Raw genomic sequence first — 13412 nt, 5'->3', positions numbered from 1 at the left:
TTTCACTCTTCATTCTTCACTCTTCACTTCCCCCTATATCCTCCCACAGCCGTGCCCGGGTCGAAATCTTCGCCCTCACGAGGGAAGGTAGGGATAAATCTCATCTGATGTTCTATCTGTCGCTGGCGCTTCTTCATATAAGCGCTAGGATGCAGCGAACTGAATTTGCGCGGATTAGGAAGTGTAGCTGCTATCAGCGCACACTCGCCACGAAACAGATCTTTCGCTTTCTTGTCGAAATGATATTCTGCAACCGCATCCACACCATAGATACCCGGTCCCATCTCAATGCTGTTGAGATAAACCTCCATGATGCGCTGCTTGCTCCACATCATTTCGATGAGGAAGGTAAAGTAGACCTCAAATCCCTTGCGGGTCCATGAACGGCCAGGCCACAGGAAGACATTCTTAGCGGTCTGCTGACTGATGGTACTGGCTCCATGCACCTTTCCACCACGTGCATTATTCTTCGCCGCACTCTCGATGGCATTGAAGTCGAAACCGTGATGCTTCAGGAATCTCGCATCTTCGCTCGCCATCACCGCCACAGGCATGTGAGGCGAAATCTTATCCATCGAAACCCAATGATGATGCAGGGTAATACTCTCTCCATCAGCTACTTGCTGGAAGCATCGGATAAACATCAGAGGAGTGACATATACAGGAATGAACCTATATGCCACTACAGCAAGAATGGTGGTACTGAAAAACAGCACCACCACCCATTTTACTATATTCTTGATTTTATTCAAAATCATCTATTTATTTTTTCCCTTCCGGGAGCATGAAAGTTATTACTTCAATGTACCGTTGTTGGCTGCGTTAACCATAGCCTGGCTAGCATACATGTAAACCTCTACACGACGGTTCTGGGCACAAGCAGCAGTAGTATTCACTACAGGGTTAGCAGAACCAAAACCCTGAACATTCTTTACCTGACGGCTGGTAACACCGCAAGAAGCAAGATAGTTGTAAACTGCCTCAGCACGCTTCTGGCTCAAAGGCAAGTTGATACCATCATTACCTGTAGCATCAGTATAACCCTGGATAGAAACCTCGCAGTCGGTATTGTTCTTCAATACACCGGCAAACTGAGCCAAATCAGTCTTTGCGCTGCTGCTGAGAGTAGAACCGTTAGTTGGGAAGAGGATACCAGAAGCAAATGTTACCTTAACGGCAGACAAGCCATTGGCATCTGTTACAGTCTCAACCTGTGCATTCTTCACCCGTTCAGCCTCAGCCTTCACCTTATCCATGTGTTTTCCGATGAGGTTACCAGCACCGCCACCAACTGCTGCACCGATAGCAGCACCTACGAGAGCACCTGTACCACGATGGCTATTGTTGAGCAATCCACCTACGATAGCACCCAGAGCAGCACCAGAACCGGCACCTACTGCTGTACCAGTCTTCTGATTGGTTCCACAACTTGAGAAAAGCAAGCACAAAGAGAGGCCTGCAACTGCAAAATTAGTCTTTTTCATTTTAAAATCTCCTATATTTATGTTATTTAATTGCAAAGATAACTCTTTTTTCTCCATAATGGAGAGTTTTCTAATATTTTTTTGTATTTTTGCATGCAAATTTAAGGGTATTTGTCGAAATAGAGCTAGGAAATCACCTATTTGGGGGTGGAAAATCCCTAAAAGTAGGATTTCAGACACCTGCAGACAGATGAACTGCCGGCAGCAGATGATGAAGGGGCTCATGCTTATACCTTAATATATAAATAACAGAAGAAATAAAATACAAAATAAATAGAAAAAAGCAATATGGCTAAAGAACTCAAGAATTTAACCAAGCGCGCTGACAACTACAGTCAGTGGTACAATGATTTGGTAGTAAAGGCTGATCTCGCTGAGTTGTCACCAGTTCGTGGTTGTATGATTATCAAACCATACGGTTACGCTATCTGGGAGAAGATGCAGCAGCAGCTCGACAAGATGTTTAAGCAGACAGGTGTACAGAACGCATACTTCCCTCTCCTCATCCCGAAGAGTTTCTTCTCTCGTGAGGCTGAGCACGTGGCAGGTTTCGCCAAGGAGTGTGCCGTAGTTACCCACTACCGCCTCCGTTCTACAGAGGATGGCAAAGAGGTTGAGGTTGATCCTAACGCAAAGCTCGATGAGGAGCTCATCATCCGTCCTACTTCTGAGACCATCATCTGGAACACCTATAAGAACTGGATTCATTCATGGCGTGATCTCCCTATCCTCTGCAACCAGTGGTGTAACGTAATGCGTTGGGAGATGCGTACCCGTCCGTTCCTCCGTACTTCTGAGTTCCTCTGGCAGGAGGGTCATACAGCTCATGCCACTAAGGAAGAGGCTGAGGCAAAGGCTCAGGAGATGCTCAAGGTTTACGCTGATTTTGCTGAAAACTACATGGGTGTTCCTGTATTGCAGGGTGTGAAGAGTGAGACTGAGCGTTTCGCAGGTGCTCTCAACACTTATACCATCGAGGCAATGATGCAGGATGGCAAGGCTCTCCAGAGCGGTACTTCTCACTTCCTGGGTCAGAACTTCGCCAAGAGTTTCGATGTTACCTACTTGAACAAGGAGAACAAGCCTGAATATGTATGGGCTACTTCATGGGGTGTTTCTACCCGACTGATGGGTGCCCTCATCATGGTTCATAGCGATGACAACGGTCTGGTATTGCCTCCAAAGCTGGCTCCTATCCAGGTGGTTATCGTTCCTATCAACAAGGGCGACGAGCAGTTGGCTCAGATTACTGCTAAGTTGCAGCCTGTCATCGACCAGCTCCGCGAGTTGGGCATCACCGTGAAGTATGATGACAACCCAGCCAAGCGTCCTGGATTCAAGTTCGCTGACTATGAGTTGAAGGGTGTTCCTGTTCGTCTGGCTATGGGTGGCCGTGACTTGGAGAACAACACCATCGAGATTATGCGCCGTGATACCTTGGAGAAGGAGAACGTAAGCTTCGACGGCATCGTAGAGCGCGTAAAGAATATGTTGGAAGACATCCAGAAGAATATCTTCGAGAAGGCTCGTGCTTACCATGATGCTCACGTTTACGAGTGCGACAACTACGAGGAGTTCAAGGAGCGTGTGAAGGACGGTGGTTTCTTCCTCTGCCATTGGGATGGTACAGCCGAGACCGAGGCTAAGATCAAGGAGGAGACTCAGGCTACCATCCGTTGCGTGCCTTTCGCTTACGAGCAGACTCCAGGTGTAGATATGGTAAGCGGCAAGCCAGCCGTAGCCCGTGTCATCATCGCAAGAAGCTATTAATCATCCCCGGTGTCAGGAAATTCTCCTGACACCATAATATATTTAATATGAGGCAGTTGATACTATACATCCTTTTTCTGGTGTCCATGGTCTTCTCAGGCTATGGAGAGGTATCTGCTGCCTCTATTTCTTTTACTCCCGAGGATTCTTATACCGAAGATGCAAGCCATAAGAAAGATGGTTTGACAAAGGTTGAGTATGACAAGAGCCAGCCTGAGGCACAGCTTGAAAACGCCTCACAGCTTGCTTACCGCATCTGTAGCAGCCGTCCGCAGCGCTTATTGCCAAGTGGCAACATGCACAACAGTCAGACTGCCAGTAGATTGCTGACAAATAGAATCCGTTATTTATCATCCCTTTTATCAGCTATAGAAGGTGGCATGGAGCCTTTCCGACAGGAAACTGCCCCAATCCACTTTGATGTCGCCAGCAAGTATTATGTCATTTGCCTGCGGCGTCTGCTCTGTTAGTGCTTATTCTTTTCTCTTTTTAAAATTTCATATAGGTTTATCGCATCTTTCCTAAGATTTGCGATAAGACTGGTTACACCCCTATTCAAAACAAAAAACAGTTCAATATATATTATTTTTCAAGAATTAAGAATAAGCAAATAACAGTATAAAATTATGGCAAAGATTAATCATTTAGAGATGGGTGCTGATGTTATGGCACTCCAGGATGTACAGGTAAAGAAAGGTTTCTTGGGTTTGACAGTCAAACTCATCTATCAACCTACCAACAGTGTGATTAAGATAAAAGAGAAGGAATATTCTGCAGAGGATGGAAGAAAGCTTGAGAACATCCTCAGCGCAGCCCCAAAGGATGTAGAAACAGCGATCAGCAACTTCCCTGTTTCTGCCATCAGCATGGGTAATATGAAGTTACAGGCTTGCATCTCTGACGACCACCAGTTTGTTGCCACACAGCTCCTTGCCTTCAAGGATTTCGGTTACAAGCCAGTTACAGAGATGAAGACCTATACAGGAAAGACAGCCGAGGCTTTCGCTCAGTTGTTTTAGTTATATCACAGTTTCGGGACAGAGGACAGCACAATTTCTCTGTCCCTTTTTTATTTTATAGTTATAGGATGAAATCTTTATTTGAAAGAAGGCGGTTCATTCCCCTCTTCCCAATTGCGGTAATGCTTAGGCGAAAGACCGGTATGTTTCTTGAAGAAGGTTCCGAAGGCTGAAGCATTGGGAAAACTGAGTTCATTGGCTATCTGCTGTATCGTCTTCGTGGTGTTCTTCATCAGATAGATACTGCGACGGATCATCGCCTTGAAAAGCAACTGCTGGACCGTCTGACCGCAAACCGACTTGACCAGTACCGACAGATATTTCGGTGTAAGACAGAGTTCATCTGCATAGAAAGCCACACTGCGCTCACGCATATAGTTCTTCTCTATCAGAAGCACCAGCGACTCAAAGATGGCAATCTTCCGTTCCATCTCCTTGCCGGCAGCCTTGAACGATGCCGAGAAGATGCTGCACAAACGGTACGTAACAGCCATCAGTAACAGTTTCTGCTCATGCACACAATAGGCATCCAGTTCACCACTCTTCTCTTTTTCCAGCTCCAGTTTCCTCAGCATCAGGGCATAAGAAGTGAGCATATCCTCATAACCCGTCGTCCTGACATGGCAGGGTTTGGGATAAATCGTAGCATAAAGACGCATGGTAACCACGGTATTGCCCAACATGTGACGAATCTGTTCGGCACGGTAAAAAAGAAGGGTATATTTAAGGTTCTTGCCTGTTTCCTGCACATGAAACATCACTCCTTTGGAGAGGAAAACGGTTTCACCCTCAGATGCAACAAAGGATGTTCCGTCTACGCAGAAACGGAACATCCCCTGATGACAGATTACAATTCCGACATAGTCGGAGTAGAAAGGCTGCATCAACAGCTGAGGAAACTCATGAGCCTCATATATGATGATATTATCTGTTATTTTCATGATGAATATGGGTCTGTTATCTTCAGATTTAACTGCGAAGATAACAAAAATATCCATTCATCAGATGAGCAGCCTGTATCTTTTATGATATTTTAGCACTCCCCTACCTTCTTCCCAGGGATTTCACATCTACATTCTTCAGCAGATACTCACGCGTCAGTTCCCCGATATTGCGCTTGCGCCAAGGGAGAACGAGCATCAGTCCGGCACACAGCAGGCAGCCGTAGAAGGTCCAGCCGGCCATCTCCTTGATACTCACCAGCGTGGCCTGTACCTGTACCTTTCCCTTCGTACTCATGGCAGCCATATTCTGCGCCTCGGTTACACTCTTGCCCTGATATTGCATGCCTCTCACCGTCTGGTCGTAAGTCTTCGCCGTCTCGATGCTCGTGCGGTCGTAATCCTGGGCAAAGCGGGTTACATAATACTGCTGTCTGTGCTGAAGCACATTGGTATAGAGCGCCGAGCCGATGCAAGGGGCAATGACCATACGAACGGTAAGCATGATGCAAACCCAGGTTGACATGAAGCGGTAAGGCATGCGCTGGTTGGCTATCGTGGAGATGAGCGAATAGAGCAGCATCATTCCCGTAGAACGGATGATGATAGGCCATTTCATACGCTCATACATACCGTCGTTCTGTACCTCGAAATACATGTACAGCGCATAGGCTCCAATAAAGAGGAAACCCAGACAGTACATCCACTTCAGGTGAACATTCTTGGCTCGGGCGATGACTGCGAATATCAGTCCCACGGTGTAGCCCACCATCACCCAGTTGCCCAAGGTGGCGTTCTGCCAGTTGTCTATCTTCATGCTCACATTGGTGAACACGTTGACAAACATGGCGCTCGAATTGCAGACCATCAGCAGGAAGAAGAGCAGGATGCCGTAGTTGATGACTCTGAGCTGGAACACCTCCATGATGAAATAAGGTGAACGCCGCGTCTTCTCCAGATAGATGAACAGGGCGGTAAAGATAAGACAGACCACCGAAGAGAAACGGATGGTTGGATCATCAAACCAGTCGAGCGTCTTGCCGAATACCATGACATAAGCAAATGAACAGAGCATGATACTGAACACCGTAACATTGCCAAACTTCGACATCGTTATCGGGAACTTAGGCATCGGATACTCATGGTAAGGCATGGTGAAGAACACGATGATGATGCCTGCCAGCATGAATGCCATCATGAAATGATAAACATACTGCCACTCATAGGCATAGGCAAGCCATGCCGTTAGCCAGGTTCCCAACTGTCCGATAATCATGAAGAAGAGATAGATGACCGGCTGCGAAACCATCTTCTCCGAATCTACCGCATCCCATGCTTCCTCGGTAGTAGGCTCGCATCCCGGCGTGATATTCCTCGTAGCCTCTATTCCGAAACCATATCTGATGAGCACGAAGAGGTGCGCCATCAGCAGCGTCTGGCGGACAAAACCCATCAGCAGACTGCACAGTCCGAGTATGAACAGCGAGTCGGTCTGGGCACACACGAAACTGAGGATAAAGAGAATGGAGAAGCCCACAATGCACATCATTTTCTCTCTACGGATGCACACCAGTTCATAGAAGAACGGCGAGAAAGCCGCCATTCCTATAGAGGTGCAGAACCCGGCAAAGGCGATGTATTCCGACTGGATGCCGAGCCCGCTCATCATCTCACCGCTGTTGGCAGAATAGACACCACTCATCGTAATCATCGGCACGAAGAGGATGATCATGAAGATGATGCCGAGCGGTTTGGGCACCCAATCATAAAACGGATAATTCTTATATTCTTCTTCCATATATTACTTCATTTCCATCTAGCTGTTTTTTACTTTCTCTCAGCCTTGACAACCACCATCATGCCGGCAGCAAGATGCTCATTATCCTCTTTGCTGAGGTTGTTGAAATCGATTCTTACAGGCACACGCTGCTGAATCTTGACAAAGTTGCCAGCAGAATTGTCTGTAGGTACCAGCGAATATTTCGAACCGGTAGCACCAGAAATGGCGGTCACCGTACCCTCAAATTCCTTGTTACTGATGGCATCTACGGTCATACGCACCTTCTGTCCTACATAGAGATTCTCTATCTGGGTTTCCTTATAGTTGGCAATCACCCATTTGTTGTTGGTTGGAATGATGTAGGTAATGGTGGTTCCTGCATTCACCATCTGTCCCTCCTCGATAGAGCGGCGACCCAGTTTACCATCACAAGGAGCCACTACCACACAGTAAGAGAGATTCAGCTTTGCCATCTCTACGGCTGCCTCGGCACGCTCGATGGAGGCAGCCACATTCTGCTTGCGGGTAGTTACCTCGTTTACTCCCTTATAGGCAGCAGCCTGCTGCTTCTTTACCCCTTCGAGTTTCTTCCTAGTAGCAGCATATTCTACCTCCAACTGTTCGAGTTGGATAGGAGTAGCCGCCTTCTTTTCTACCAGGTTGCGATAGCGTTCGCAGTCCTTGGCAAGTTTGGCAAGTCGTACATTTATTTCATCGATAGATGCCTGATAGATAGAAGCTGATGTCTCGGTGGTCTGCTCTGTAGCGTTGATGACATTGGCTCCTGCCTTGGCATCCTTGAGGGCTGCTTCAGCCTCCATCAGACGGATACGATACTCCCGGTCGTCGAGCACAAGGAGGGTATCTCCCTTGTGTACTTCCTGATGTTCTCTGAAGCATACCTTGGCGATATAGCCGGATGCACGGAGATTAACCGGTGAGATATATTGCTCTATCTGAGCATCATTGCTCGTTTCGTTAGAGTTATAATCGAGGAAGAGGCATACGATTTTCCAGAGTCCGAAAGCCAGAATAGCAACACCTATCAGGCTGGCGATAATCTGTCTTACGCGCTGCTTCTTCAGTTTCTTCCTGGTTTCTTCGTGAGATACCTGTGTAGCCTCTGCTGTTTCTACATTTTTATTTTCGTTCTGTTCCATAGTTTTATTGTAATTTGGAATCAGGGAATATGAAGTAAAGTTTTTTACATCCCGTTTTCCTGTTTATATTTTATTTCTTAATGATTTATTCTTCTCCGTTATTTAGCAACCGAAATCTGGTTGAGCTGTCCAGTCAACTTGAGCAGCGAGAGATTGGCAACTTTATAGCGATAGTAGGCTGTGAGATAATTGTTCATTGCCTCGCTCATACGCATCTCGTCCTGCAGCACCGCTGTCATCGAAGCCACCCCCTCCTTATACTGGTCGGCTGTTACGTTGTAAACATCCTGCGCCATGGTATAATTATCAAACTGCTTCTTGTAGTTGCGCTGACTGTTGTTCACCTCGCTCACCGCATTCATATAGTTTGCCTGCAGTCCCTTCAGGGCGTCCTCGTAACCGATGCGTGCATTCTCCTCCTCTATCTTCGCCTTTCTGATTTTAGAACGCTTTTCAAAACCATCGAATACAGGCACTCTCAGTTGAATGCCCAGACCATTGGAACCATACCAGTGGTTTGACTCGCCCGAATGAATCCAGTGATCTATCCTATCGGTAAAGGCAGAATACATCAGGTTTCCGGTCAGCGAGAGCGATGGCAGATAGCCGTCCTTGGCTAGTTTGGTCTGCTTCTGGGTGAGCAGTTTCTTCTGTTCCAGCAACTGGAGTTCGTAGAGTCCCGTATCCAGTCCGTCAGCCTTCACCATCTCAATCTTTCCCGGATCTACGGCTGTCACCTTCATCTCCTTCTCGGCAGGATAATCTATCACATACTTGAGCATGGTATACTGCTGTTCGAGCATGGCGATGGCGTTATCGCGCTGCACGGTGAGGTTCTCGATATTGAGATTCACTCGCTTCAGATCTACCTCCAGACTCATCTGGTTATCATAGAAAGCCTGGGTGATGTTTCTGAGTTCTACCAGTCGCTTGATATTGTCATCCGTCAGACGAATCTGCTCAGATGTGTTCTGCGCCATGTAATACATCTTGGCAGTCTGCACGATGAGGTCTTCACGCGCCTTCTCATAAGAGAGTTGGTTGAGTTTATCGGCAATCTTGGTGATATCGATGGCGGTAAGAATCATCTGGTTATACAGCGGCATCTGCAATTGTACACCCGCCGAAGCATTATACTGCAACGTCTTGGTTACATTATAAGGCTTGCCGTAAGCCGAGCCGTCGGTAACCGAAACAGGCGGCGTAAAGTTGTCGTTGAGCTGTGCCACCGCATTGATTTGCGGATAGAGTTTAGCCTGATTTTCGCTGATAGCGTACTTTCCCTTAGCTATTTCGTTTCGGCTGCTCTGGAGCGACAGGTTGTTATCCACTGCCATCTGCAGGCACTGGCTGAGCGTAAGCGTCTCCTGTGCGCCAAGAGTATGGAAAGCTCCGAGCGCGAAACATAAGATGATTATTTTCTTCATATCTTCTTAATGATTTCTATTGATTTACGTTTCATTTATTATCTGGATGCAAAGGTACAGCTTTTCGGTGATAAAAGACTATTCACATCTTATCACAATATGTTCAAAATTTCCGAAAATAACAATAAAAATAGGTCTAGCAACACCGCGCTAAGCGGGATCACTAGACCTATCTTCTTATCTATCAAGAACTTATATTCTTATTTTAGTCTTCATCAGCAAACTCATTCAGAGTATATGCGCTGCTGCCATCAAAGCAATGGGTACATACCTGGCACTTTGGAAGACCGATGGCCTCTACCAGCTGCTCGATGGTGTTGAACTTCAGGGAAGTCAAGCCCAACTGGCTGGCAATCTCATCTACCATCTTCTGATACTCAGGAGAACCGGTGGTAGCGTATTTCTCAAGATTCTTGTTGGCATCGCCCTCAAACTTCTCGATGATGCGACGGGTAATCAGCTCCATATCACTCTTGGAAGAAGTGAAGTTGATGAACGGACAACCGTATACCAATGGAGGACACGCTATGCGCATGTGGCACTCCTTCAAGCCTGCCTGGTCGAAAAGCACCTTCACATTGTCGCGAAGCTGGGTACCACGCACGATACTGTCATCGCAGAACAACACACGCTTGCCCTTCAGCATCGCCTTGTTAGGAATCAGCTTCATCTTGGCTACCAATGAACGCATGCTCTGGTTGCTAGGAGTAAAGCTGCGAGGCCATGTAGGAGTATACTTGGCAATACAGCGCTGGTAAGGCACACCCTTGCCGGCAGCATAACCCATCGCCATACCCGTACCCGAATCAGGAATACCGCTGCAGCAGTCTACCTCCACATCATCGGTCTTGGCGAGATTGAAGCCGTTGGTGAAACGCGCCTCTTCTACATTCTTGCCCTCGTAGGTAGATGTAGGGAATCCGTAGTAAACCCAGAGGAAAGAGCAAACCTGCATCTTCTTGTTGGCAGGTCGGATCTGCTCCATGCCATCAGCTTTAATCTTCACGATTTCGCCTGGTCCTACCTCATATGCTGTTTCATAATCAAGGTTAGGAAACGAGGTGGTTTCGCTGGAAGCCGCATAGGCACCTTCCTTCTTGCCGATGATGATTGGAGTACGTCCCCAACTGTCACGCGCACAGATGATGCCATCCTCGGTAAGGATCATCATGGTGCAGGAACCTTTGATGTGATGGAAAACGTTTTCGATACCTTCTCTGAAGGTTTTGCCCTGAATAATAAGCAGAGCCACCAACTCAGTAGGATTGGTACTACCCGAAGACATCTCTGCAAAGTGCATGTTCTTTTCGAGCAGAAGCTGAGTAAGTTCATCCTTGTTTACTATCTTAGCTACGGTGCAAATGGCAAAGCGGCCAAGATGAGAGTTCATGATGAGTGGCTGGGCATCTGTATCGCTAATCACGCCGATGCCCGATGTAGCTCCTTCAAACTTGTTGAGTGTAGGTTCAAACTTCGTTCTGAAGTATGAACTTTCCAGATTGTGGATAGAGCGCACGAAGCCCTTCTCACTACTGTAGGTTGCCAAACCGCCCCGGCGTGTGCCGAGATGTGAGTTGTAATCTGTGCCGTAAAAGAGATCAGCGACACAGCTTTTCTTGGAAATAGTTCCGAAAATGCCTCCCATAAGAGTATAATTATATGTTATAATTTTGTAATATGGGTGCAAAGGTAAATAAAAATCAGAAAATATGCAAGTCTTTTTGCTTTTTTTCTATAAAAACATGATAATGAGGGTAATTTGCTACCCTATTTCGAGAAGAATAAACGGCTACTGAAACGAAAAGCGCTCCGGCAATAATTACCGGAGCGCCATGATATGATTTCCTATGAAATTAATCCAACTTCAGGCTCTTTTTGATAGCCTCGATCTTATCCATTGCAGCAGCTGTGCAGCGGTTGTAGCAGCCAGCGCACTTGAATGAAGGATCCTTTACCTCAATATAGAACTTAATCTTAGGCTCTGTACCTGATGGACGGACACTTACCTTGGTGTTGTCGTCGCAGAACCACTGGAGTACATTGCTTGTAGCAGGCATGTCGAGCTTCTCTACGCTGCCGTCAGCATGCTTAACCTCCAGGCTCTGATAGTCCTTCCAGGTTACCACCTTGCTGCCACCCAACTCCTGTGGAGGGTTGGCACGGAAGTCTGCCATCATCTGCTTAATCTCGTCAGCACCAGTCTTACCTGGGCGAACTACGTTTACAGTAAACTCCTTGCTGAAGCCATACTCTGCATAAATCTGCATCAGGAGGTCGTAGAGAGTCTTGCCCTGATCCTTAGCCCATGCTGCAATCTCGCAGATGAGACAGATAGATGCAGGAGCATCCTTATCGCGTACCTTATCGTATGGCAAGAAGCCGAAGCTCTCCTCACCACCACCGATGTACTGCTGCTTGCCCTCAGAGATAGCAATCTCGCGTGCAATCCACTTGAAACCGGTGTAGCAGTCGCGCAACTCTACGTTGTTCTTCTTGGCAATCTCAGCGATAACTTCTGTTGTTACGATGGTCTTTACGAGGAAGTCTGTTGGCTTCAACTTGCCCAACTTCTTCTTGTTCTCGATGATGTAGTAGCAGAACATCATGGCTGTCTGGTTACCATTGATGATCATCCACTCGCCCTTGTCGTCGCGGCAAACGATAGCCAGACGGTCAGCATCTGGGTCAGTAGCTACAACGAGGTCAGCGTTCAACTTGGTACCGAGCTTCATACCGAGGGTCATAGCCTCTGCATTCTCTGGGTTAGGAGAAACCACTGTTGGGAAGTTACCATCTACAACCATCTGCTCAGGAACTACATTGATGTTCTGGAAGCCCCAAGAACGCAGACAGAGAGGAACGATGACACGACCTGTACCGTGCATAGCTGAATAAACGATGTTGAGGTCTTTCTGACGGTTGATGACATCCTGGTCAATCATAGCAGAATGAACGGCTGTCATGTAGTCGTAATCCATCTCACCACCGATAATCTTGATCTTATCCCAGTTAGCCTCAAACTTCACCTGGTCGATAGTAACCTTGTTTACCTCCTCGATGATACCTGTATCGTGTGGAGCCAGAACCTGAGCACCGTCGCTCCAGTAAGCCTTGTAACCGTTGTACTCCTTAGGGTTGTGAGAAGCTGTTACGTTTACACCAGCCTTTGCACCGAGCTCGCGGATAGCGAAAGAAATCTCTGGTGTAGGACGGAGGCTCTCGAAGAGATAAGCCTTGATGCCATTGGCAGAGAAGATGGCAGCTACGGTCTCAGCGAAGAGACGGGAGTTGTTACGGCAGTCGTGACCTACCACTACAGAAAGGTTCTCCTCACCTGGGAAAGCCTTGAGGATGTAGTTAGCAAAGCCCTGTGTAGCCATACCAACGATATACTTGTTCATGCGGTTGGTACCTGCGCCCATGATACCGCGCAAACCACCAGTACCGAACTCCAAGTTCTGATAGAATGCATCAACGAGAGCAGACTTGTCCTCTGCGTCGAGCATTGCCTTTACTTCCTTACGGGTTTCTTCGTCAAAAGCAGGTGTGAGCCACTGCTGTGCTCTTTCTTCACACTGCTTGATCAATTCTGCGTTATTAGCCATAGTTTGATTATATTATGTAATTAATTAATTCTTATCGAGAAGGATGTGCACGAAAACAATGCATAATTTCTCTATTTGCGTACAAAGTTATATAAAAATTTTGATAAACCAAGCAAGAATGAAGTTTTTTTTGTATTTTTGCACTTTGAAATGGAATTGAAAATAGAATAAGGCTATTATTTAGCAATATTGTATTGGTAAGATAACAAAAGTTGAATGAACAAAA

Annotated in this window: 11 protein-coding genes; 3 read left to right on the top strand and 8 right to left on the bottom strand. The window is 46.8% G+C overall.

The genetic code is table 11. From position 1 onward, the window contains the following. Window positions 1–23: 23 nt before the first annotated feature. Entirely contained in the window at window positions 24–758 is a 735-nt protein-coding gene (gene mtgA, locus ONT19_RS02630) for a monofunctional biosynthetic peptidoglycan transglycosylase (RefSeq protein WP_118140705.1), read from the bottom strand. 36 nt (window positions 759–794) lie between these two features. Next, complete coding sequence (locus ONT19_RS02625) at window positions 795–1484, bottom strand: OmpA family protein (protein ID WP_119229376.1); 690 nt, start codon at window positions 1482–1484, stop codon at window positions 795–797. 288 nt (window positions 1485–1772) lie between these two features. On the opposite strand from ONT19_RS02625, the gene proS reads away from it, so the two are divergent. The 3 genes from proS to ONT19_RS02610 all read left to right on the top strand — a co-directional run bounded on the left by proS (window position 1773) and on the right by ONT19_RS02610 (window position 4273). Next, complete coding sequence (proS, locus tag ONT19_RS02620) at window positions 1773–3254, top strand: proline--tRNA ligase (RefSeq protein WP_264952359.1); 1482 nt, start codon at window positions 1773–1775, stop codon at window positions 3252–3254. A gap of 47 nt (window positions 3255–3301) precedes the next feature. After that, on the top strand, window positions 3302–3724 hold the full coding sequence (locus tag ONT19_RS02615; RefSeq protein ID WP_022120929.1) for a hypothetical protein: 423 nt from the start codon (window positions 3302–3304) through the stop codon (window positions 3722–3724). Between the two features lie 156 nt (window positions 3725–3880). Further along, window positions 3881–4273: a hypothetical protein gene (locus tag ONT19_RS02610; RefSeq protein ID WP_264952360.1), complete on the top strand. Its 393-nt coding sequence runs from the start codon at window positions 3881–3883 to the stop codon at window positions 4271–4273. Window positions 4274–4350: 77 nt separating this feature from the next. Here the strand turns inward: ONT19_RS02610 and ONT19_RS02605 are convergent, their stop codons facing one another. The 6 genes from ONT19_RS02605 to ONT19_RS02580 form a co-directional block, all read right to left on the bottom strand. Beyond that, a complete protein-coding gene (locus tag ONT19_RS02605; RefSeq protein WP_181976423.1) occupies window positions 4351–5214 on the bottom strand; it encodes a helix-turn-helix domain-containing protein in 864 nt (287 codons plus the stop codon). A 103-nt stretch (window positions 5215–5317) separates the two neighbouring features. Continuing rightward, window positions 5318–7012, bottom strand: a complete 1695-nt coding sequence (locus ONT19_RS02600; protein ID WP_118416121.1) for an MFS transporter — start codon at window positions 7010–7012, stop codon at window positions 5318–5320. 29 nt (window positions 7013–7041) lie between these two features. After that, complete coding sequence (locus tag ONT19_RS02595; RefSeq protein WP_118253515.1) at window positions 7042–8154, bottom strand: HlyD family secretion protein; 1113 nt, start codon at window positions 8152–8154, stop codon at window positions 7042–7044. A gap of 98 nt (window positions 8155–8252) precedes the next feature. Beyond that, window positions 8253–9581: a TolC family protein gene (locus ONT19_RS02590; RefSeq protein WP_022120934.1), complete on the bottom strand. Its 1329-nt coding sequence runs from the start codon at window positions 9579–9581 to the stop codon at window positions 8253–8255. Between the two features lie 205 nt (window positions 9582–9786). Beyond that, window positions 9787–11226, bottom strand: a complete 1440-nt coding sequence (locus ONT19_RS02585) for an amidophosphoribosyltransferase (protein ID WP_153082001.1) — start codon at window positions 11224–11226, stop codon at window positions 9787–9789. A 208-nt stretch (window positions 11227–11434) separates the two neighbouring features. Beyond that, a complete protein-coding gene (locus ONT19_RS02580; RefSeq protein ID WP_022120938.1) occupies window positions 11435–13186 on the bottom strand; it encodes a phospho-sugar mutase in 1752 nt (583 codons plus the stop codon). Between the last annotated feature and the right edge of the window lie 226 nt (window positions 13187–13412).

Origin of the sequence: Segatella copri, assembly GCF_026015625.1 — a bacterium.
Classification (GTDB): Bacteria; Bacteroidota; Bacteroidia; order Bacteroidales; family Bacteroidaceae; genus Prevotella; species Prevotella copri_H.
The sequence above is the reverse complement of the archived record's forward strand: the minus strand, read 5'-3'. Positions and strand labels throughout refer to the sequence as shown.